Genomic DNA, 24,174 nt, shown 5'->3' with positions numbered 1-24,174 from the left:
AAGAAGAATTTTGGCAGTGAAGTTGAAATGAACATGTCAAACGAAAATACAAAGCTGGAGAAATATCTTTTTGAGTTGCCAGACGAAAAGATTGCCAAACATCCACTCGAAAACAGAGATGCGTCCAAATTGCTGGTCTACAAGCAAAATAAAATCCAACACGATTATTTCAAAAACCTACTGGATCACATCCCGGCTCATTCGACCATTTTCCTCAACAATACCAAGGTCATAGCGGCCAGACTTTACTTCCAAAAAGACACAGGAGCCAAAATAGAAGTGTTCTTGACTGAACCCAACTCACCAGAAACAGAATTCCAACAAGCACTGAAAGTAAAAAATCGCTGTACTTGGAAATGTATGATTGGCAATCTCAAAAAATGGAAAGAAGATACTTCCATTCATCTACAGCTTGATCATATTTCACTCCATGCCAAACTGATAGATCGCATTGCTGGATTGGTGGAATTTGCTTGGAACACAGAAGATGAATTTTTGAGCATCATCGAGGCAGCAGGTCATGTCCCACTACCTCCCTATCTCAACCGTGAGGAGATAGCTGCGGACAAAGAACGCTACCAAACCGTCTTCTCTGAGAAAGAAGGCGCTGTAGCGGCTCCTACTGCAGGACTGCATTTTACACAAGCCACTTTGGATTCTCTGACAGATCATGGACACACGATAGATCGACTGACGCTGCATGTCAGTGCGGGAACTTTTCGTCCCATCAAAACCGAAGATTTTCGGGAGCATGACATGCACAATGAGCGCATCATCATCCACCGTCACAATCTGACGAATATCCTCCACAGCTCAGGACCAATCATTGCCGTAGGAACCACGGCCATGCGCACCCTAGAGAGCACCTATTGGTATGGTACCATGTTGACCCAAAACCCCCATTCCAACTTTCATATCCTTAAAGACACAGCCTACAACCCAGCATTGTCTGGTATCTCACTCCACGACTCAATACAGGCCATTCTACACAAAATGGATCAAGAGCAGGTCGATAACTTGCATGGGGAGACCGAAATTTTCATCTATCCTAGTTATGAATTTAGAGTGGTTGAGGGCTTATTCACCAATTTTCACATGCCTAGTTCTACCTTGGTACTATTGGTAGCTGCCTTTGTCGGAGATGATTGGAGAGAAATATACAATCAAGCCTTGCAGCAAGATTACCGCTTCCTCAGCTATGGTGACACTTCATTTTTGCTCAGGCAAAAATAATTGACAAGTCAGCGCAAGTTTCTGTTTTGTAAGACATCTAAGGATTAAAATTTAAGAACAAAACAGAAAAATGATGAAAAAGACAATTCTAACAGCAGCTCTCTCACTAGGTCTAGTGGCAGGCAGCATCATGGCACAATCACCCGCAGACAGACACGAGCCTAGAGGAGGTCAAAAAGAAAGAGGCCATGAAATGAAAAACCCAATCGATAGGATGAGTGAAGCACTCGATCTGACCGATGCACAACAATCACAGATCAAAGCGATTCACTTGGAGATGGCAAAAAAGAATCAGCCGCTACAAAACAAAATCAACGAACTGGATGCAAGAATGAATACGCTCACTACCTCTGACATGCCTGACAGCAAAGAAATTAAAAAGGTAGCTGACCAGATCAGTAGTTTGAAAGGTGAGGTATTTATCAACATGACCATGAGCAAAGTAAAAGTCAGGTCACTGCTCGATGACGAGCAAAAAATGAAATTTGACAGAATGCAACAGCACAAAGACAGAAACAAAGGGCAGCACAAATCATAATCACTATATTTAGGAGAACATATCGGTTCGCCGAATTTGTTCTCCTTCATCATTAACTACTCAATTGGAAGACACACTGCTCATCGATCAACTGGTACAGCAAAACACTGCGGCGTTTAAGGTGCTCTTTGATACCTACGCCAAGATGGTGTACAATACTTGCTTGAATTTTTTGCAAGTACAGGAAGATGCCGAAGAGGTCACCCAAGATGTATTTATGGAGATCAACGCCCAAATCCACCATTTTGAAGGTAAATCATCTCTCAAAACTTGGATTTACCGTATCGCATGCAACAAGTCATTGGAACACCTTAGAAAAGCCAAACGCAAAAAGAGATTTGCTTTCTTTGTCTCCGTGGATGACCATGAGGTACAAGGAGATTTGCTCATTGACCATCCAGGGATCGAAGCAGAAAATCTAGACAAAGCCACCTTGATTCAAAAGGAACTTCATGGACTGGCAGAGAATCAACGAACAGCTTTTACACTCTATCACATGGAAGGATTGACTTATAAAGAAATATCTGAAATCATGGATCTTAGTTTATCATCTGTAGAGTCCCTGATGTTCCGAGCCAAGACCAATTTAAAAAAGAAACTTTCTACCCTCAACCTGATATCATCATGAAAGAGAACAAAGAAACATTTGACAGCTGGCTGGAAGCCATCAAGCCTACTCAGAAGGTAGAGGTGCCTGAGCATCTATTTGGCGACTGGATGAAAGCGATGGAGGCAAAAAAAGCCCAAACTTCCCTATCTCTATGGCAATATGCCGCAGCAATTGCCATCCTCCTGATCAACCTGATTGGCGTCTATCAATACAGCAAAAACCAAGAACAAGTCGCCTCAGAAGCCTCAATTGTGGAAGAGATGGCAAGCAACTACAACTGGAATAGCAACGACTACTACAACTATTAAATTTTTCGAACTATGAAACCTACAACATACGACCAACTAAAGAACATCACCCTAGTTTTGCTCGTTTTGCTGAACATTGGATGTATCTGGATCATATTCAGCAAGCCTGATTTTCGTGACAAACATAATGACCGCAACGGTATGTTTGCTGGGCATCTTTTGGAGAAAAAAATCGGGTTGGATCAGCAACAAATTGAAGCATTCAAATCTCTAAAAGAGAGTCATCAAAAAGAATTGCGTTCCAAAATGAAAGAAATGCACGAGATGAGAAAAGGAATATTGGACAACCTCGACAATGATACCTTTGACATAGATGCATACAGTCAAAAAACGGCCAGCATACAAAAAGAACTGGACAAAATGGCCTTTGAGCATTTTCGTGAACTCAAGTCCATTTGTCGTCCAGATCAATACGAATCCTTTGACAAAACCATGAAAGAGATGTTTCTTAAAAACCCAAAGAAGAAATTAGACAAATAAAATCTATACGCTGTACTCAACTCACGTAGCAAACCATCATTTCAGGTGAGTTCCGTGAGGATCCGAAAGTATCATGGTTGTCCCGAAACACTGCTACCATATAGTGCAGACATAGATCACTCTATCATCGGCACAGCCATCAGTCTTCAAGCAAGAATCTCAGAAACATTGGCCTTGATCTTAGTAGTCAGGCCATCCAGCGGCAAGTCATTGATATCCTTGCCAAAAGGATCCTCTATCTCCTCAGCTATAAACTCCAAACTCAACAGAAAATAATAGACAGGCAGCACAATCAATGTCGTCCAATAGCCAAACTGCCATACCAAACCAAAGGGTAAAGTAAAGATGTAGAAGAAGACAAATTTCTTGATAAAGGTACTGTATGAGTGAGGGATTGGGGTAGTATGGATTCTCTCACAAGCACCTATGATATCGGTAAAGCCCTTTAGTTCTTTGTCCATCATCATGTACTCAAAATCCGTTATCTCACCCCCTTTGTTCATTTCCTGTGCCTTTGCATACAGTAGACCGTTGATGTAGTTGGTTCTGTGATGACTTTTGATCACGGCATCTTTGACCTTCTCATCACTAAACTCCATTTCTCCAATGATGTGACTGTCTCTCAGCTGTTCTTTCATCGCAATCGTGATATTCGGGATCATTTCTGCGAAAAATGCTTTGGTTTCTTTGTTGTTGGTGAATGTATTGATCTTAATAGCCAGGTTACGCGTATCATTGACCAATTGTCCCCAGAGTTTTCGGCCTTCCCACCATCGATCGTAGGCTGTATTGGTGCGCAATACCAAAAACAAACCCAAGAAAATCCCCAAAATAGAATGAAACGCCAAAATCCCAGGATAATGCAACTTGAATATGTCCAAGACCACATATTCCAACAATACTGTAAAGGCAGACATTCCTATCAGCATAGGGAGCAACCTTCTAAATACAAAACGGCTATAAAAATTAAAAACAAGCCAATTTTTGGGGTTATATTTTATCATAGTAAGTGGATTCGATTCTTTTTTTAGGTTTGGTATCAGGTCGCTATGACCACCTTTTATGATCTCAGAAGCAAAGCCAATTAGCTACCAATCCTGTCGTTCGCCAAAGATTGCTCAAAGAACAATAATAAAAAAAAATACCCCTATTTTATATTTCTAGCCATGGAGCAAATCAGTATTAATACGGATCAAAAATTACTTTTCACAGCTCTATAGTAGATCAAAATACAACTTCTTGCTATCTTTCGTCTGACAATTTGACTCATCCCCTATAAGTGAAAACCTATCATGATAAAGTACATTTTAGCTGCTCTAGTTACCTACTTCGTCGGTTTTAATTCTTTTGCACAACAAGGGGATTTGTTCTTGACTCATCACACTTTGGACATTGATGGGATGGACAATCTCAACTTTGACATTGCCTCCAACAGCAAAGGGCAGCTCTGTATCGCCAATAGATCGGGTATTTTATTTTATGACGGACAAAAATGGGACTTTGTCTCTACCCCTAGCACTGCACTGTCCATTACTTTTGACCTCCATGACAACCTGTATGTAGGCTGTGTAGGGGACTTTGGGACTGTAGATTACCAAGACAATGAATATCAATTCATCTCTCTCAATCCCAACAAACGTGATCATGGACTCTATAACCAAACCCTCTACAAGGATTCCTCTGTCTACTTCATGAGTGAAAACAACGTACAGCGCTACCATACTGTGCAAAAAAAATCCAACCTCATCTATCTCAAGGATGAGGCTGATTACTTCACCAACATGTTTGAAATCGATGGGAACATTTTGATCCAAACCAATGATACGCTTTTGCGCTATGACAATGACTCCCTTTCTTACCACGATTGGAATGTCCCTCCTCATGCCAAATTTCTTTTTGTAGACAAGCATCCTAAAGAAGACAAGTACGTGATCGGTACCACAGACAACCGCACGTTCATATACAGAGCACCTCATTTCTACGAATGTAAAATTTCAGAATTTCTGGAGGAGCATGAGTCCTTTGTCAAGGATGGGAAATGGGTGAATGACCGCTATTTCGCCCTCAGTACGCTAGAAGATGGCTGCATCCTCTATGATAATAAAAAGTCCGAAATCAAAGAAATCATCAACCAGAGCAAAGGACTCCCCGACAACCAAATCTACACCTTGGGAGCAGACAAAGAAGAAGGACTATGGATCTCTCACGCCTATGGGTTGAGCAGAATGGAAATCAGTATACCCTTCAGAAGTTTCTCCAATTTTCAGGGACTACATGGTAATATCTCCGAGGTATATTTCTACGAAAGGACACTCTATGCCGCTACCAGTGAAGGAGTCTACTACCTAGACAAAGAAGATGTATTTAAAAACACGGTCTACTATGTGGAAAAAAAATCAAGTAAATCCACCAACTCATCACCAGTGCAAGAGAAGAAAAAGAAATGGTCACTCTTTGGCAATAATGAGCGCTATACCAATCCTCAACACATACAGAAGTCAGACAAAAAACAGTACGAAAAAAGAATCAGAAAGGAATTTCTTCACTCAAAATACTTATTCAAACCAGTCGAAGGCATTCATGCTAAAATAGAAAAATTCATAGTCTACAAAGGGAAGCTTCTCGCAGCGGGCACCAACGGCGTGTATGAGATCAAAGACGGTGCAGGAGAATTAGTCATTCACGAACCTGTCAGACTGATCGAACAAGAGCGTAAAACCAACCGCTTGATTATCGGTACCCACTTCAACGAAATCAAACTCTACGAACTAGAAGACGATATATGGGTGATTTCGGATGAAATCGATCTCCATGGCAATATCATACTCAACACACTCAACGATGCGAGTGGTCGTACGTGGTTTATTACAGCGGGATCACTGTATGAGTTCAACGTACTCAGTTCCGAAAACCCAGATTACCATACCTATGAGTTCAACAACCCCTTTGTGGACAAAGTCAAACTAACCTATATAGACAAGCAGCTTTATCTTATCAACAGTCAGGGCTACTACTACCTGAACACGACATTGAAAAAGATAGTCTCTGATACGACTATTACCAATCAAATCGGCCTAGCGGTCAAACATCTACAGGAGAGAAATGGAACGATTTGGGTGTACAATGGAGAAAACTGGTACCGCATCAACAAGGATAAAACACTAGACAAGCATGACAAATTCCGTCTATTCCCTGACATGAATTATATCTCTACCTACGGAGACAGGTTGTGGTTGCTCAATGACTCAGAGGAAATCCTGCAATATGAGCCTGCCATTTCAGATTCGCTCATTACCAGCAACAAGATGTTTTTCAGAAAAGTCACTTCCAACATGGGGGATGTCAAAATCCGAGAAAATATGGCGTTTGAATACAACGAAAACACCCTGCACATAGAAATGTCTCGACCTGACTATCGCGGGCTATTGAAGGCAGAATACCAGTACCGACTCAAGGGCCTCAACAACGACTGGTCGATGTGGAGAGAAAATAACCGCATAGATTTCAATTACCTACAACCAGGCATCTACGAACTCAAGGTAAGATCTCGTGACTCCTTTGACAACATTCAAGAGTCGCAAGACATCCGTTTCGTGATCCACCCCCCGTACTGGCAGACTTGGTGGTTCGGTGCGTTACAAATTCTAATCATGTCACTGTTGGTGGTAGGGTCTGTGATCATGAATAGACGCTCCAAGACCAAAAACATCATACTGACCGAGGGGCTCACGATCCTTACTATCGTCTTGGTTATTGAGTTTTTGCAGTCTGTTGCCTCAGGTTATTTGAGTATCGAAAGTTCTCCTGTGGTAGATTTTGGAATCAATGTCGGGATAGCACTCTGTGTATTTCCGCTAGAGCAATTCCTCAAAAAATACATGAAAGCGGAGCAGAAAGGGCCCGGGCTGTCAGGTATGGGAATCACGGATTTATTCAAGGCTCCATTCAAAAAAAAGAACAAAACAGTCAAAGCTTAAACACAAGTCTATCAACAACTACTGTCTTAGCTAGGGAGAGGTTTTTCCATGATTACAAAATCAAAACCAGCCATGTAACTGACCTTGTCTGTTTTGTACATTCCAAAGCGCTCATACAATGCACTGGCGTTTACCCTGGCATTGCACCAAACCAAGTCCACCTTCCTCAATTCGGCTAATTCAAAGATATACTTAAGCAATTGACTCCCATGACCTTGACCTTGGTAGGCTATATGAGTACAAAATTTCCTAAACTGCATTCGACTCCCATCAAAAAAAAGGGAAATAACAGAGATCACTTGATCTCCATCATAGATACCATAATGCTCTCCCTCAGTGTCATTTTCCACCTTCACAAAATCAAAAGGCTCTGCTGGATACATAATTTGATGGCGCATATCCCATACAGTAGCGAGGGGCACAGTAGCTATTTTCATAGAAAGTAATTTCGTTGATCAATCAACGCTGCGAATGTACTTTTCTATATTGAATTGTTCAATGCCTAGGGATTCAATTTTCTCAATTCCTTGCTGTACCATGGTGTCCCCGACAAATGAAACCGTAAACTCAAAATCATTTCCCTCCCACTCTCGGTAGTTCAAAAACTCCAAGTGCTCTGTGTACTGATCATCGATCAGTTGATAGGTACCTCCACCTGCTACGTACGTAGCTGTGGTCGAATCCTTTCCTCCGTTTAGATCATGCTTCAAGAAGGCAAAATGGGTGGCATTGATGATTTTGATGAACCTCAAGTCTTGGGTATAGTCGGTGAAGGTCGTGTCATTGCCACGGACAACCATGCCACTTTGCAACACCCAAGTACCCGTAAGAGGATTGTTGACAGTTGACTCACATGACAGCAGGCTACACACCCATGCTAGGCTCAATAAGGATAATTTAGTTTTCATAGATACATTGTTTTTAGATCCGTAAATCAAATCCAAAGACTATTCAGAACCTAAATAATAAGCTCAATCGCAGAATTACCCAGCTAAAAAGAAGGACTTACCACCCGTATGTACCAACCATCCGACATCTTGAGCTTGATTTCGGACTTGAAAACCCAATTGATCAACAAGGAGGTGCCTAGGGACGCTCCCAATGAATAAAATAATTGCTGTGTATTGTTAAACACCTCATCATTACCAAAAGCATAGTATATCCCCACACCTACTCCAATACTGGTCAAAGGAGCCAAAAAAGGCTTCATCTTCGACATACGTCTAAAACCAGTCACATCAGAGAGCAAAACCATCCTATCATCACGGTAACGATTCTTCTTACCAGCATAATGAAAATTGATCGTCGCATCGTTGATTTCAAGAACGAAATTTTCCACCTCTGCTTCTTGATTGAGATAGCCCTTGTAGCGCAGTTTGACATAGTCACCTTCTTTGATCTCAATGGTCTCATGTAATTGGTCATTTTGAAAAACCAACTTTTTTTGGGCAAAGCAGCAGACAGATGAAAACACAAACAAAAAAAAGACTAGAAGAATACGAGTCATAAGGAATCTGAATTTTGGCAAGTTTATTCAAAATAAGGCAATCAACCGACCGAGGCAAAAAAATAAGATTAATTTCGCCTTGTTTATGAGTACACTAGTTCAAGTCAGTCAAGTCAGCAAATCATTTCTAGACAATCCCGTCATCAAAGGCGTCTCATTCAGTGTAGAAGAAGGCGAGATCATTTGTATCTTGGGAGAGAGTGGCTCGGGCAAGAGTACTCTGCTGCGGATGATCGGTGGCTTGGAAGATGCGGATGAGGGCTCCATTGTAGTCGAGGAAGAAGAAATCACAGGACCTGCCCATAACCTAGTCCCTGGATTTGATTTCATCAATTTTGTATCCCAGAGTTTCAGACTAGAACCATTTCGTACCGTTTGGGACAACATCTCATCGGTGATCTCCTACCTGCCAGATCAAGAGAGAGAAACCAAGGTCAATGACTTGCTGGTACTCTGCAAGTTGACCGACAAATCGAAAGCTTACCCTAGAGAACTCTCAGGTGGACAGCAACAGCGAGTTGCCATTGCGATGGCACTCGCCGATGACCCCTTCCTCCTCCTGATGGATGAGCCATTCAGCAACTTGGATGTCAACATGAAGACCCAGATCCGCGAAGAGATCGTGGAGATACTGCGAAAGGCAGAAGTCACGGTCATACTGGTGAGTCATGATCCCATTGACGCCATGTCCATCGCAGACCGTGTGATCATCTTAGAAAGCGGCCAAATCTCTCAAATCGATACGCCACAAGTCCTCTACGAAAATCCTAGTTCCCCCTATGCTGCTAAATTTCTTGGCCCGATGAATTATCTAAAGGTAGGGAAAGAAACCCTAGGCATCCGTCCAGAAAAACTACGAATCACTCCCAATGGACAATTTGCTGGCACAGTGATCAAATCCATATTTATGGGGATGCACTACCATGTGAGTGTAGATTGTGCTGCATCAGATAGGGTCATTCTATTGTACAGCTCATGTAGCTACCCGATTGGAGATAGCATACAATTTGAGCATGTTTGAAAATCGCAATCAAGAACGCTTGGCATAGAAACGTAGCATGTAAAAGATGCTATCTCCCTGAACCAACACAGAGTCGATTGTTTACATCTTATTGAATTTTGTTTGTGGCAAACAAAATTCAGCTTCTGAAATGAAGATAGACTATACTTTCTTAAGACAGATTTTTCAAGGCTTCAATAATCTCATCAGGCTCTGAGCGAGTTCTATAGTCCACATTGACATAGCTCCATTTGACTACTCCGTCCTGTCCTAATATGAAAGTAGCTGGGATCGGCAATATATCCCCGTTACCATTATTAATTTTTTCCAAATCAAGATTGCGATCTACCCGCATATGTTCTGCTAAAAATGCTGGCACTTCCCATGCAACCCCATATTGCTGAGCAACTTTTGCATCTTGGTCAGACAACACCGTAAAGTCCATATTGCTAATTTCATCTTTTGTCAATGATCCATCTGGCACTTGTGGACTAATGGCAACCAATGTAGCTCCTAATGCATGGATGTCATCTAGTTTAGCCTGCAAAGCTCGTAGTTGAAGATTGCAGTATGGACACCAACTACCTCTATAAAAAGTAACAACAACAGGTCCATTCTCTAACAAAACATCTAATGAGATTGGTTTTCCTTCAGGGTTTGGAAGTTCAAAGCTAGGAGCCTTTTGTCCAATTTTAATTGCATTTTTCCCTTGCTCAAATTCCTTTTCCTTTTTAATAATTTCATCAACCCTACGCATAAACTCAGGATTGGCTTGTCTTCCTGATTCAATTTTAGCATCAGTCAATTCCTTTAATTTCTTCATACCCTTAGTTATACTATAGTGTTTAGCTTAGGTTTTTTATATCTCCCACAAATTTCGACGTCTGAGATTATTATTTGAAAGCAGTATCCTATTTATAGACGTATTTCTGTCTCCCCTGTTTAAAAAATCTGGCTACCTGCCGTTCAACTATCCTATTGTAGGCGCTATTAGGGATGGTTTTATATTTCATAGGTTGGTAATAATCTAGAATCTTCTAATGCGGCTATTCGGTGCCCTGCTCTTTTTAGATATTCTGGGTTTTGGGCAAATTCCATAAACTTCAACACGGACTCGTGTTCTACCAACAAAACTGCATCCCACTTTTCTGAGTTGGGGCCAATAAGAAAATTTCGAGCCTTTCCAAAATAGATAATTCGGCTTCCTGCTTTCTTTAATTCTGGTAATGTGTTGTCCATATACAATTGGTAAGCCTCTTCACCACTGATTTCATTTCCAGGTTTTAATTCTTCTAGGTTGGTGTAGTCAGCTGTTGCTCTAAACTTCAGCAAGTTCAACATTACCACCTTTCCTTTGTCATGGAAATTCTGATAAAATTCCTTTCCTGCTTCAGCAGTTGCTTCAATGTATTTACCCATTTTGAATTGTCCATGCCCCTATATAGCGCATGATTTGGTTTAAGTTTGGACTACAAGATAGCCAAATCTATAGAGTGGATCAAACACTCTGTTTTTTCATCTTTCTCTTCGCTCTGAGATTCTAAGATGAGAAACTAAAAGTTCAAGTTTAGAGCACTTATGTAATAATCAGCTTACATCAATCCTATGAGGTCTTCAATACATCATTCTAATACCCCTTGCGATTTTGCTTGGTGGCGATGTGAGCGATCACCTTGTTGGACTTCCCATAGTGAATTCTCAGCATGATCTCGTTACTGCTCTTGTAGGGCGGTTGATTGCCCTCGATGTTGTGTGCATAACTATATGACAGTTCGTAGATCTGGAATTTGAACCCCATCGCAAACAGCAGCTCTTTGGTCGTAGTTGCTCCCAGTTGTCCCCAAAACTTGTCTCGGCGCTCTACCATCAGACTCACGTTCAACATATCGGTGGCATCAGGATAAGTCACCCAATAGAGATTGGGTTTGAGTAGCCATTCGTCATGTGAAAAGTAATGTTTGTACGCCAAGTAGGCATTGAAATAGGTAGTCAGATTCTCTGAGCCCTCCAGCATATAGGGCATAGCTATACCTGCCTCTATGTGCGTCGAGTAATACGCTAGTCCTATTCCCATTTTGAAATTGGTCTTGTAATAATAATCTGAAGACAAGGTAGGATCAGTCAAATCCACAGTAGAAGATAGATTATCCAAATTATAACTACGGTTGACGATCCCAATATCAGTACCTAAGCTAAAGACTCGCTTGTTCCCCATTACTATTTTGTAGGCAAAGCTAAAGTCGACGTACACCGATTCGAAGAAGTCCCGCTGGTCATAGGTCAGTTTGCCTCCTATGCCAATGTTTGATTTCTCTATGGCTTGATTGAGACCGACGCGATAGCTCCTGATCTCATTCTCCTGTACAGACAGTGGACTCCTGGCACTGACATAGCCAGACAAATCGGACAAGTATCCTGTAAAACCAGGGTTGATCAAGTAGGGATTGATGCTGTACAAACTCGTCTCGGGATACTGCTGTGCCCTACCAGCAAGTACATATCCACACAAAATCAGTATTATGAGTAGCGATCTTTTCATCTATTATCTGTCTTTAATGTAAAGTTTCCCTGCGTACTGCACGTGGCTTTCTGAGTTTTCGAATAGGTAATAATATACTCCTGTGGGCAATACATCTCCTCTGTAGTACCCATCCCAAGTATTGTCATAATTTACTCTGTGATACAGAGTGACACCACGGCTATTGAGGATTTTCAGCTCAAAACCTGGATAGATTTCTACATTCTCTATGGTCAGAAAGTCATTGAAGCCATCACCATTGGGAGAGATGTAGTTGCGGATCAATAGCTCCTTGTCCTGTACATCTTGCACTGCAATCTGCACCATGGCCGTGTCGCTAAGACTGGGCACGCCATCATCACTGACCACCACCTTGAGCAGGTAGAAGGCAGTCTGCTCATAATCCAGCACGTCCGAATGATTCAGCACCATCTCTCCGTCCGACGCAGAGATGGTGAAAATTTGCTCTTCGTGATCAATGATCTCGTAGCTTAGATGCTGGTCTACGTCTTCATCATATGCGACTACTTTCCCTAGCACCGTACCTTCTGTTGCGTCCTCATGTACCTTAAATGTGTGATCATCCAGAACAGGAGTCACGTTGGGTACTTCGAACCTCTCCGTGATCGTAAAATCAATCTCGGAAGAGAACACCGCCCCCAAGGGGTCGGTGGCAGTCAGTACCACGGCAAAACTGTTTAGCTCCTCATAATTGGCCGCTTGCGCTACCACTATATTTGAGCCATCTATTTGAATCAAAGCCGCTGCCTCCTCGGGTTCAAAACCTGACAAAGTAAAAACATGCGCATCGTCATCCTCATCTGCCACTGATATCTCCGAAATGATTTGTCCTGTCCTCATTTCCTCCTCCAAAGTGGTAGAAGATACACTGACAGCAGTGGGATGTCTGTTGTCAGAGATGATATAGGGAGTCCCAATACTCCCAAGTAGTTTGTCTGCTTCAAAACTGATTTTCTTCCTAGCCTCTACTACAGTAGCGTCAACCTCTCCATAGAGTTGAAATACTACCTCTTCACCTGTCGGTAGATTGCTACCAATCTGAAACACAGCCAAATATCTACCTGTCGGCTCATGAAACAAATTGGCATACCCTAAACCTCTGATTTCTCCTCCTACAAATGCCGCGACTTTGTTTTCTCCCTGCTGGAGAAAAATACCCTCCAACTCCAGCATGGCACTCACAGACATCCTGAACTGAAACTGACTATAGTCCACACTCCATTCAGGGTCTTGTCCCTTTACCACCTGACACACAGACATGATGTACAACCCTACAATTAACTTTCCTATTCTCTTCACTTCTTATTCTTTAATCAGTAGTTGTTGCTTCTGGTAGTTGGACGATTGGATATCAAATAGATAAATACCAGGTTTGAGCATCTGCCCATGGTCATCCATTCCGTTCCATTCAAACTTGATAACCTCTTCTCGATCTCCGATGAACTCACGATCGATCAAAATCCTGCCATCCATAGAGATAACTCTCAGCTGGGAGAACCCTCTTTCGTCCAGTGCAAACACAAAGGTCACTTCATCTTCGAATGGATTAGGGAAAACATTAGATCCCAGATGAACATCTTCATCAAGCTGGAAGTTGAAAATCACGGGATCATTGATACTACCCTCTATGGCTGATACCAAAAACTGTCGACTTTCATCTAAAGGATAAGCAGCATTTTCGAATCGGAGTTTAAACACAAGCTCTTCATCTGCATTGCCAAAAGCTGACAGATAGTAGAGACTTTGACCATCCACCTCTCTGGCTGATGAGACACCTCTGAGCTGGTCTTCGTGATACACCTCCAGATATGGTGTCTCTGCTCCCAAATCCAAGCCTATCACCCTGACGACCATAGACATGTTGTCCAAGTAGAGGTGGGGATTGAAATTGGTTTGGCTATAGGTATCCAATACTTCATTCCTCCTAGAAGATGCGTTGATCAGACCCGATCGAGGGAAAGTCAGCTGCTGGTCATTGGCTACTTGGATCATGTATCCTTGCCCTGGAGACATGTATTCCAAGTTGCCTACCCACTTGAGTACTGGATCGTATATCGCAAAGGCATACTGACTCTTGATGATATCTCCGTCACTTGGATTGAGAGACGAAAGTGCCTCGTTGACCTCCATATTGTCCTGCGCACTGAATCCTATCCAGTTCCACATTTTTGGACGTATCGCACTAGTCGGAGAGTAGAGAGACACAGGTCGGCTTTGGGTTTCCACAGGCAGACCTGATATGGTCAGCTCCTGAGCTTGGGAAGAATGGATCCTGTAGGAGTTTTCTACTAGTAACCCTCCTGTATTGGGAGGCAAATTATCTCCTGCCAAACTACCTATCCAGAGACCATTGTCTTGATCGTAGATATCTATGGCATCCATAGAGATAATGCGATCTCCGTCTACGTTCATCCCAGCTTGGAATATATTTCTGGTTCTTAGCAAATCATCAGACTCAAGATTAAACGACACCCACTTCCAACCCTTAGGAATGTCAAACTTGGAGATGACATGATTGTCAGAACGGAAAGAAACAGGCGCAGAAGGTCTTCCATAGATTTGGTTCTGAACGAAACCAATTGGACTCTGTGCTATCTCTGGTATATCGATATCATTGAGCACTTTCCCTTTGCTTGCATCCCAAATCCTAAACTCCAATGTTTCTCCAGAGAGCCTGTTACTATATACCGACATGAAAGCTTGGTAATTGTCATATACTTCTTGGTAACCTAGGCTGGCCATGCCACGCAAAGAGTCATTGACAAATACGGCAATAACATCTTCCTCATCCGTCGAATACTCATCGGAGATCATGATCTGACCGATAAAACTCATAGAATACTGAAAATCCTCTGGTACAAATGTCCAATCAGCAGGGAGTTGTTGAGAGACTTTGAGAGACAACAACAAAGTCTCGTCAAAACCAAAGCTGGTTCTGAGATGGAGTGGTTCTTGGTATTCCCCAATATTCAATCCCGTATTGACGACAAAGGTGATATCTTCCTCGTTGCCTGGCCCAATCACCCCAGATGATGGATTGGCACTGAGCCAAGTAGGCAGATTGTCTATGATGAAATTTTGGTTCTCCCCCCCTTCATTCACAATACTTCTCGTAAAGCTCAAAGGTTCGTTGACGAATTTCTCGAAGGCCACTTTCCTGTCCTTCCACTTCACCTGATTGCGATCTACATAGACCGACCAAGTCACGGGAGACTTCATGACGTTTCCATTTTTGTCTACTAGATTTCTTACAGAGATATCCAGCGTGCAATTTTCTACTGAGGCAGGATTCTCATCATCTAGCGTGATGATCATCTTGTCCCCACTCACCGAATAGTTAAAGAAAACTGGCGTTTCGTAAGGTTTGAGTGAAATCCCTGGCTGCTCGAGAGAATACTGCGACAGAGCAGATGTTGCCACCATACCAGATGCGTATTCGTCCCAAATCTGTATTGATCCAGTCGAGATTCGCAGGAAATCATCGTAGGTTTCAAATGGCAGATAACAAACCATGCCAAACTCAGTACCTTCTAGTTTGTAATTGGCCATGCGACCGATCTGCTCCGCACGTTTGGCCATGCGCCATATCCTAAATTCATCCATTTGACCCACAAAAAGGTCATGAATAGATTTTGGAACGGATGGACTCATCACCAACCTAGCTCCAAGCAGCACATTTGGACCTCCCAATCCTGCAAACAATTCTGAAGAATGCGTCGACTTGAGTACTGTGTCATAATAAGTCGTAGTATATCCGACACGATTGACTACCAAAGCCAAGTGGTGCCATTTCTGATCCAAGACGCTTTGACTGACCAGTATGAAATTCTGCCCATTATGAACAAGGGTAATTTGTCCCATGAGATTGATATTGATTTCCCAATCCAACCCATCTATATTCCCTGTACTCACCAGCGTCATTGTATCTGCAATACTTGTCCCTGCAGCCTTGAACCAAAACTCAATCGTAAAGTCCGCGTCATCATCAAAAGCCTGAGAAGGTAGCTCTACATAGTTGCTGCCATCAAAATCAAAAGAAAGCGATGAAGGTTCGGACCACCAATTAGCATTGACCTGAGCATTTCGTCCCTGCACGACATCCTGTGATATCGTACCACGTCCTTCGTTTAATGGCCAATATCCTAGCAATCCAATCTCACGACCCGTCAGGTCTGTATAATAATTCTCCACCAGATCCGCAGCGTTCATATATTTGCCCCAGAGTCTGAATTCATGGATATTGCCAGTGAATGATTGCTCATTTTCGCCTCCTATGACAATCGATGCATTCGCATAATGCAGAGCAGCAAAAGTCTCATTGAAACCAATTAAGGACCCATTGTGATACAGCGAGGCTTTGTTTTCACTAGGATCAAGGCTAAAGGCAAGATGTGACCATGTATCCAAAGACACTGTCTGATCAGACACCAGCTCTTGATCGTTGAGAGAAAGCTTCAACCGTCCATCAGACTGCAAGCCCAGCCTCAAAGTCGTACCTCCTGACTCTGCATGAGAGAATATGACCTGCTCTCGATTCGCAAATTCCTGATCCATCCTGACCCACATTTCTACCGTGATGGCTGTATTCTTGAGCTGGACATGATCTATGACCACCTGGTCCGTCTTGCTGTCTGAGAACCTGACGCTGGTAGGGTGAACAAGTGTTGTTCCGTTGATTTTTCCTTTGACTGAGATAAAATCCCTATCCACCAAGCCTGCTTCAATAGGCTCGTTCAGCGTAAGGACAATTTCATCATTGGGAGACAGCACTCCATCTGCAGGTGAAGGTCGACCAAAGGCATGCGGACTGGTTCGGTCGATAACCCCTGACACTGGGGCAGAGAATGATTCCAGACCATTGGTACAATAATATACCCACCGAATTTGATAAGTACCATCAGGCAAATTATAGCCCTCTATATCCAAATCGTACACAATGTAATTGTTGTCTACAGGGAAATAGAAATAATCTTCTCCGATGGCGACCTGTTCGTCTACTTCTGTAGAGTCCCGACTCCAAACTGCCGCATCTACCCAATCCTCATCGGTTTGGTAAGTTGCTTTAAATTGGAGCTTGACCTTGTTGTGATTCACAAAGTAATAACTCTGCTCTTGGATTTCTACCGACAGTTTTGTCTCGGTTTGGTTATTGATAATCCATCCTTCTGTCGGCGTGATCACAGTAGCCTGTGGACAGGCGGGAGTGAAATACACCGATAATGTATCTCGTGCATAGATGTCCTCTTGAAAATCCAGATCCTGACCAAAGTCAAACTGGCAACCAGCCACTAAGTAGACAACAATGTTTTCATAATCATAGACATTCTCTACGGGTCTGATTGTGATCTTTTTTTGGAGTTGCTCTCCGCCATAGAGTGGAATATCGGTCCCTTTGATGAATCGCTCTCCGTCCAGTCTCATCGTAGGTCCTGCGCCAGTTGTACGCTGATCTACTACTAGATTGTATGTACGGATAGTATCTTCAGCATTGTGATTCTCCAAGATGAGATCGAAAGTGGCTCGGTTGTTTTGATCCCATGGAATGTCCCGCAGCACACGAGGCTCAATCCTGAACCCAGGCTGATCTCGCTGGAAAGTTCCATAATTAAGCACATAGTCTTGATTGGAGCTTTGTGCAATCACGTACCTATATTGGTCTAGAGAGTGTGGCGAATAATCTGATATAATACTCTTTGATTTCAGCTCCTCTAGTAAATTGGGATGCAAGAATTCAAGATACTTTGCCTTTTCCTCTGGCTCGTAGGGGCATGATGTACGTCCTCCTTTGGTTATAAAAACAGGATTGATATAATCAGTCTTAGCTGGTATTTGATACTTGAAATTCGTGTCGGCATCTTTGATACTACCAGCACTAGCGGGTATGGCAGCTAAACCTTGATCGAATTGAGTATATAGATCATTCATACTGATCACAGCACTGTCTGTAGCGTAATTGGCACCACTTAGAATCAAATCTACAGCATACTGATCTCCTGGATTATTATCTTGAAAATGTATTGTGGTTGATTGATTATCACTTCCTTCTGCTTTATCTGCCTGATCTACATACACTGCATTACCTATTTGAAAATCAAAGTTTTGATAAAACCCTTTAAAAGCCGTCTCAATATGTATATCCAAAGCGGTGTACCAGCTATATTGTTGGCTGTATTGAAAATCATTAGTCACGCCTAATTCATAAGACCTTTCTACCTCCGTACCGTAACCAAACGTAATATTTTCAGTCCTATAGCCTGTCTCGTTTCTAGAAACAGCATGCTTCGCCATAAGTTTATCATACTCATTCTGAGCAATGGCAGACTTCCATATTCTGATCTGATTTCTGAGTTTATTTTGATCAATAGGATCTGAAACTGACGCTAAGTTCTTCTCTAAATCAGCAATAAGCTGTTCAATTTGTCTCTGGGTATAATAGAAAAGTGTTGCCTCTTGAAGTCCAAAAGAAATAGACTGAGATCTAGAAAAAGCATATTCTTTCCCTTCTGAGAAAAAACTACTTGCATAACACTCGTTGGCTCCACCACAAGAATCAATTGGTACAATATCCAAATTGTAGCTTGGAGAATAAAATATATTAAGGGCATTTCCTACAAAGATGTCACTACCAGCTCCTGTATTCTTATTTTCCTTAGAAGTAGTCAATTTGATCCCTTCTGTGAATGAAATAACAGAGGTCTCTTTTGCTTCTCTATATTGATTGGTATTTTCTACAAACCCAATCGTATTCTTTAGGTTTATCTCTTCTATTCCGGTGAAGGGGTTTGTCCATTTAATAAATGTTCCTACCTTCAAAGACCCCTGTTGCTGTACGCCTCTTTTATAAGAAGAGGATCTAACTTTGGTAAACTTAGATTTTTGCAAAAACTCTGTGTAACTCTGACTACCTGGGGGATCTCTCAATACCATATCCACTACCTGATATTGCTCTTGAGAGACAGTATAAAAGCTCTTCTGAGAGTCATCTTTTGATGTACCTAATAAAATCCCTCTAAATAGGTCAGTATCCCTCCATGAGGTTGTCGAACCAATGATTTGAACCGTCTTTGTAAAACTCTGTTCGGGATTCTGCCGATCCATTAATAATGATGGCTCACCAGTCAAAAATTTATAAATGACTTCTCCATTGCCTAAACTCATGCTTACAGTGTGATCGGCAATCTCATTGTCAATCAATATTTCTCCCGATCTAATCGTATCGTTGTAATAGAAAATCTCATTGTGAATCGGATCTAAAATATACTCATCATGATTTTCATATTCTTCGGAAAGCGTAATACCCCATATATAATCACCAGGCGTGAATACTTCATATTGAAATGGTGAATTCCTAAAATCCAATGTCATCTCTCCCACCTGATAGCTCTCCGCACCCAATAATGCTGGTACCTCTATTAACTCACCAGATAGTTCTCGATACTGCTTGACTGTAAACTGTGCTGGTGTACGATAAATAAAATCTCTATTCAAATGGAAAAAAGTCGAATCCATACCACAGGTAGAACCTGTACATGCCACAGCATCCAATTCAAGATCATCTCTAGATAGGTCAATGGAGGATTCTGCTAACTTCTTAAGGTTTCGATTAAAATTAGTCGTTTGTGAAGGGATCCTCAGATCGACGACATTGTATCTGAAAGGAGGCAGGTCAACCTGAAATTCACCTGTTGTGGGGTTGGTACTGATTACTGTTTCGTAGCAAGTTTTACCGATAGACTTGAGCGTAATCTCTGCTACACCGATATTATTGATTGACTCAGCACTGCCAGATACTTTCGAGGCTTCTGTTGTACCTCCCACAACTTTACCTATCAGTTTTCTGGTTGTATTGTCATAAAACACCAAGTCGTTTACTCCATCTTGGAAATTGTATGTCCCTTCAGGAGGCCATGTAGCCATTGCATAGGTATGGTTATCTTTGGCAACCTTGATTTGGTGTTTTCCGATAGGGACGTCTATTTCAAAGCGCCCATTCTTATCTGTTGTGACAAAATTCGTCCCTTCGACAACTGGTTGATCATCAACATACAGTTTGACTCCCTCTACGTAGCAATTCGGAGCATCTGGATCATCTGTTGTCTCAAATCCCAAGATTCTAGGATCATACTTTACAGTCCCAGTCACCCTGAATGCAGAATTATCTGTAAAATTTTTGTCATTCTGAATCTGTTGCGATGGCCCCACAAATAAAATCTTATTGGAAGGTTCAAATCCATGTGTCCCTAAAATAGGAACTAGTTTGAAATTATTTCCGCTGCCAGAGTATATGATTGACTGAATAGAGTAATTGCCATCACCGTCTGTAAAAGCCGTAAAAGAAAGATCCTCCTGCTCTGGCACGATATTAGACCAAAGAGCCTGATCAACCTGAGCATGGTGGGCATTGAACACTTTCTTACCTGTATTGTCCAGTGAGTATGAAGCATCGAAGGAATTGGTTGAGACTTTTTCATCCAATCTCCAATAACCCATCAAGTTGGATTCTCCTCCTGAGAGATACCGATTAAAGTCCTGTTTAACCTTAGTAGAATCTTTGGCTTCCGACCACAAGAGTGTTTCATCCTGTACACCATTGTACCCCCCAAAACGGATTTCCTGATCATCTGCTTTGAAAAGATTGGTGAGCCCGGTGACTTGCAACGTGTCTATGCTTTTTCCATTTATATAGTAGATCAGCTGACTCCCATCATAGGTCATCAGTATGTTATTGAACTCTCCCATGTAGAGTTCTGGAGTCACCAAGAGTTGCTCACTAGACAAATCTCCTGCTTTTATCCTCAGCTGTGCTTGATAGGCTTCTTTCGTATAGGTACTGAGCGTATCTTGCTGTATGTAATCGACCTGCTCGCCAATGGCCTTAAAGACCTGACGTTCTTCGTCCAATTCACTCCCCAAGAAGAAAAGATATTCATCCGTCAATGGATCCTGTACAAATCCCGATTCATCGATGACACCCTGTCTTATACTGATACGATAGAGTGTATCCTCTTCGCCATTGAATAAATACTCTTCCCGACTTGAAGAGGCATCTACCAAGGTATGTCCTTCTGTACCATAACTGTAGGAAATCGCAGGTTCATAAATCTCGGCCTCTGTATATACTGCAGAATGAATTACACCCTTGGTATCTATCAGATACTTGGTCAACCCCATTCCTCCAGCCTCAAACACCTTGGTACGATCCGTACTGACTATCCCCAATAGCTCTCCTTTTTGTATTTCCTCAGTGATCGTTTTTTCAAGAAGAAAGATATCAAAACTGACATTTGGATCGGTTTCATTGGGCATTTTCCGAGCAAATCTCTTTCCTCTGACCAATTTGCCGTTGAGCTCATCCTTGTATACATAGTACAGATTACTACCTACGATCATATGTATGGGTTCCCCTTCTTCAGAATAAATGATGTCATCTATAATGTCTGCCCTGACCGTAGTATCATCCGCAAAGATCATCTCGTTGTTCTTGATACTGGCATATGCTACTCCCAACTGGTAAGAGATGTTAAAATGATTGGCTAATCGCAGCTGATCACTGTCTATGAATGCCAATACAAAGTCACTGTCAAAAGCCTCATATACAGTATCCCCTTGCAAATAACCAAACAACGAATCTGCTATAGCTATTGAAGTGGTGTTTTTAGTCAATTCAAACCATTCATTCCCCTGCTTGAGCAACCATGGTTTGTGTGAAGCAAAATCATAAAGAGTATCGCCTGAAGCCAAGCCTGCAATTTCAACCTTCTGATACTCTGTAAAATTCTCGCCATCAATTCTCCCAAGGATTGTTTTATCTTTTAGCGACAGTACCTCTCCATTGGCATCTTGGTAGCCGACTAGCTCGTCCTCAATACCCACGATAGCGGACTCTTCTCTATAGTCTATTTCATAAAACTCGGTCTGTCCCTCTGAATTAGAATTGATCTTTAAATAATCTCCAGCATCGGTCACTTCCAATATGGACGACCCAGCCGAATTGTCATTCATTCTAAACCAAAAGGAAAGAGTCCAGCTATCAGGAAACCAATTCTCTTCATTCTTTTCTAAAGGAATAGTCAATTGATTTCCTGCCATATTCAAGCTGACCCCTCTGTTTTCTCCATCCGAAGGAGTAGCGAGTACACGTACACCTTTCACAGCATTGCCTCCTTGATAAGTAATCTTCCCATTGATAATACCCGTTTCGGATCTTACTCCTACATCTTTAGTCATCAGTGCTATCTCATCTTTGGACGGCTTGTATTCCGAACATGATATGGCTAGAATTCCATATTCATATAGTACTCCTGGTTCCGTGTCATAATCATCAAAAGTTGATGAATTGATATCAAACCTTTTGACAATTTCAGGGTTATCTTCAGACCCATCTCTTTTCCTGTACACGACAATCTCACTAGCTCCATTGTTTTCACTCACAGCCCATTTCAGGCTTACACGATCATTATAATAGTATTTGGATGCAGAAAAATCATCAAAGCCATTTAGATCTGTATTGAAAGAGATCATTTGTTGTACCCTCATAGAATTGGCGTCATCGAAGCAATCCTTCTCTGCTATTACCATGTATTCATACTCCAAACAGTTGCTCAAGCCCTCATCTACAAAAGAAGTCGTGCCAGCAGGTAGCTTACCTGATCGATCAGACCCATCACGATAGACACGATAGGAATTGACACTTGTACCATCATCCGGATAGCTCCAGGTAATGGTAGCCTGATCTGTGCCGTCGGTAGCTGGTTCTATCTTGGTGATTATTGGCTTGGAGGGAGGTCCCTCAAACATCACGTGTTGAATATCCGCCTCATCAATATAGGTTTCATTATTACAATCATCATAGGCTTTGATTCTGTAGTAAAAATCTTGATTGACAGGTACACCAGTTTCATCATATGAGATTGTACCAAATGTCTGCGTCACAGTATTCACAATTGGGCTAAGGAATTGATCCGTGACATCTCGCTCTACTTCGAAATAATCTATATCTACCTGATCATCTATCTCCCACTGCAAACGAACGGCTTGGTTACAAAAATTGGTTGTATTGAGGGAAACGGATTCAAAGTAATCAGAACTGTTGAAATTTTTGACGGGGTTACCCTCCACAGAAATCGGCAACCCCAAATCACTGACTTCTGAATTATGACGTACTAGTACTTCATATTTATGATCCGAAGCATTATCATACGTTACATTAGTATCTTTCCATTTTAGAGTATTGAAGGATACAGCCGTTATATAGACTCCATCACGATATATAACAAACGACGCATTAGTACAAAAGAAACTCGGTTTACCCCATTCCAACTCTACTCCATCACACAGTGGTTCTAACTCTAGTGGCCCAACTATCCGTGGAATATCTGGAGTAGTCACCTCGCTAGAACTCCATGATCGGTAATTACTGTTTGAATCCCAGTTTCCACCTACGAAAGCTTTAATCTTTTGTCCCTCACCTGTCATATCACTAGGAACATCGATAGTTATATCTACATAGGTCTTCCATTCATGATTCGTTTGAGCATTGAGACCAGTACATTTAAAGTCATTTTTGTCTGTATCATAGCCACCTACAGTTGCAGAAATACCCTCCGACTTTTTAAAGTATATAGTCCTATCACTCTTCTGACCATTTATGTGGAAGTGCTGCCAACCAGACTTGGTATGGTGTCCAGCTTCATATGACAGATCAAATATTTTCTTACTTTCTGATCCTTGTCGTATTTCGACAGTTCCATCATGATAATTGTTTGCAAAATCACTTGCACAACTACCGACTCCATTTTCTTCCTCTTGATGGGCAATTTGAAGTCTAAAGGTTATTTGATTCTTACAATCATCATAAGAAAATTCACTTCCATCTTGCGCTTTTAGATTGGAAACAAACACAAGAAAAAATAGTCCTACTAAAGCTATCTTTAGTTTGGTGAGTAAAGTGTCCATAGTATAATTATACTGATTAGTTGAGGG

At 41.8% G+C, this 24,174-nt stretch carries 16 protein-coding genes; 7 read left to right on the top strand and 9 right to left on the bottom strand.

What is annotated here, in order from left to right; genetic code table 11:
• The first annotated feature begins 33 nt into the window (after positions 1-33).
• The 5 genes from N6H18_RS08360 to N6H18_RS08340 all read left to right on the top strand — a co-directional run bounded on the left by N6H18_RS08360 (position 34) and on the right by N6H18_RS08340 (position 3,169).
• Complete coding sequence (locus N6H18_RS08360) at positions 34-1,233, top strand: S-adenosylmethionine:tRNA ribosyltransferase-isomerase (protein WP_262311382.1); 1,200 nt, start codon at positions 34-36, stop codon at positions 1,231-1,233.
• A 70-nt stretch (positions 1,234-1,303) separates the two neighbouring features.
• Positions 1,304-1,771 (top strand): Spy/CpxP family protein refolding chaperone, encoded by a 468-nt coding sequence (locus N6H18_RS08355; RefSeq protein WP_262311381.1) that lies wholly within the window; start codon positions 1,304-1,306, stop codon positions 1,769-1,771.
• 64 nt (positions 1,772-1,835) lie between these two features.
• The gene (locus N6H18_RS08350) at positions 1,836-2,399 is read left to right on the top strand and encodes an RNA polymerase sigma factor (protein WP_262311380.1); all 564 of its coding nucleotides are present in this window, start codon (positions 1,836-1,838) and stop codon (positions 2,397-2,399) included.
• Positions 2,396-2,689: a hypothetical protein gene (locus tag N6H18_RS08345; protein WP_262311379.1), complete on the top strand. Its 294-nt coding sequence runs from the start codon at positions 2,396-2,398 to the stop codon at positions 2,687-2,689. The genes N6H18_RS08350 and N6H18_RS08345 overlap by 4 nt, the downstream gene beginning before the upstream one ends.
• 12 nt (positions 2,690-2,701) lie before the next feature.
• Positions 2,702-3,169: a Spy/CpxP family protein refolding chaperone gene (locus tag N6H18_RS08340; protein ID WP_262311378.1), complete on the top strand. Its 468-nt coding sequence runs from the start codon at positions 2,702-2,704 to the stop codon at positions 3,167-3,169.
• Positions 3,170-3,315: 146 nt separating this feature from the next.
• Here N6H18_RS08340 and N6H18_RS08335 read toward each other — a convergent pair whose 3' ends face one another.
• Positions 3,316-4,173 carry a bestrophin family protein gene (locus N6H18_RS08335; RefSeq protein WP_262311377.1) on the bottom strand — a complete coding sequence of 286 codons (858 nt, stop codon included), beginning with the start codon at positions 4,171-4,173 and terminating at the stop codon, positions 3,316-3,318.
• A 288-nt stretch (positions 4,174-4,461) separates the two neighbouring features.
• Between N6H18_RS08335 and N6H18_RS08330 the strand changes: the two genes are divergently transcribed.
• Positions 4,462-7,146 carry a triple tyrosine motif-containing protein gene (locus N6H18_RS08330; RefSeq protein WP_262311376.1) on the top strand — a complete coding sequence of 895 codons (2,685 nt, stop codon included), beginning with the start codon at positions 4,462-4,464 and terminating at the stop codon, positions 7,144-7,146.
• Positions 7,147-7,172: 26 nt separating this feature from the next.
• Here N6H18_RS08330 and N6H18_RS08325 read toward each other — a convergent pair whose 3' ends face one another.
• The 3 genes from N6H18_RS08325 to N6H18_RS08315 form a co-directional block, all read right to left on the bottom strand.
• A complete protein-coding gene (locus tag N6H18_RS08325; RefSeq protein WP_262311375.1) occupies positions 7,173-7,583 on the bottom strand; it encodes a GNAT family N-acetyltransferase in 411 nt (136 codons plus the stop codon).
• Positions 7,584-7,601: 18 nt separating this feature from the next.
• Positions 7,602-8,054, bottom strand: coding sequence for a hypothetical protein (locus tag N6H18_RS08320; RefSeq protein ID WP_262311374.1), 453 nt, complete (start codon positions 8,052-8,054; stop codon positions 7,602-7,604).
• 83 nt (positions 8,055-8,137) lie between these two features.
• Positions 8,138-8,653 carry a hypothetical protein gene (locus N6H18_RS08315; RefSeq protein WP_262311373.1) on the bottom strand — a complete coding sequence of 172 codons (516 nt, stop codon included), beginning with the start codon at positions 8,651-8,653 and terminating at the stop codon, positions 8,138-8,140.
• A gap of 85 nt (positions 8,654-8,738) precedes the next feature.
• Between N6H18_RS08315 and N6H18_RS08310 the strand changes: the two genes are divergently transcribed.
• The gene (locus N6H18_RS08310) at positions 8,739-9,674 is read left to right on the top strand and encodes an ABC transporter ATP-binding protein (protein ID WP_262311372.1); all 936 of its coding nucleotides are present in this window, start codon (positions 8,739-8,741) and stop codon (positions 9,672-9,674) included.
• Positions 9,675-9,825: 151 nt separating this feature from the next.
• Here the strand turns inward: N6H18_RS08310 and N6H18_RS08305 are convergent, their stop codons facing one another.
• The 5 genes from N6H18_RS08305 to N6H18_RS08285 form a co-directional block, all read right to left on the bottom strand.
• A complete protein-coding gene (locus N6H18_RS08305; protein WP_262311371.1) occupies positions 9,826-10,476 on the bottom strand; it encodes a peroxiredoxin-like family protein in 651 nt (216 codons plus the stop codon).
• Positions 10,477-10,655: 179 nt separating this feature from the next.
• A complete protein-coding gene (locus N6H18_RS08300; RefSeq protein WP_262311370.1) occupies positions 10,656-11,072 on the bottom strand; it encodes a DUF1330 domain-containing protein in 417 nt (138 codons plus the stop codon).
• 208 nt (positions 11,073-11,280) lie between these two features.
• Positions 11,281-12,192, bottom strand: coding sequence for a type IX secretion system membrane protein PorP/SprF (locus N6H18_RS08295; protein WP_262311369.1), 912 nt, complete (start codon positions 12,190-12,192; stop codon positions 11,281-11,283).
• Positions 12,193-12,195: 3 nt separating this feature from the next.
• On the bottom strand, positions 12,196-13,491 hold the full coding sequence (locus N6H18_RS08290; RefSeq protein ID WP_262311368.1) for a T9SS type B sorting domain-containing protein: 1,296 nt from the start codon (positions 13,489-13,491) through the stop codon (positions 12,196-12,198).
• 3 nt (positions 13,492-13,494) lie between these two features.
• Positions 13,495-24,147 carry a LamG-like jellyroll fold domain-containing protein gene (locus N6H18_RS08285; protein ID WP_262311367.1) on the bottom strand — a complete coding sequence of 3,551 codons (10,653 nt, stop codon included), beginning with the start codon at positions 24,145-24,147 and terminating at the stop codon, positions 13,495-13,497.
• Positions 24,148-24,174 lie beyond the last annotated feature (27 nt).

The sequence above is a fragment of the Reichenbachiella agarivorans genome, from assembly GCF_025502585.1.
GTDB lineage: Bacteria > Bacteroidota > Bacteroidia > Cytophagales > Cyclobacteriaceae > Reichenbachiella > Reichenbachiella agarivorans.
Note: the sequence above shows the minus strand (reverse complement) of the source record. Positions and strands in the feature narration are given on the sequence as shown.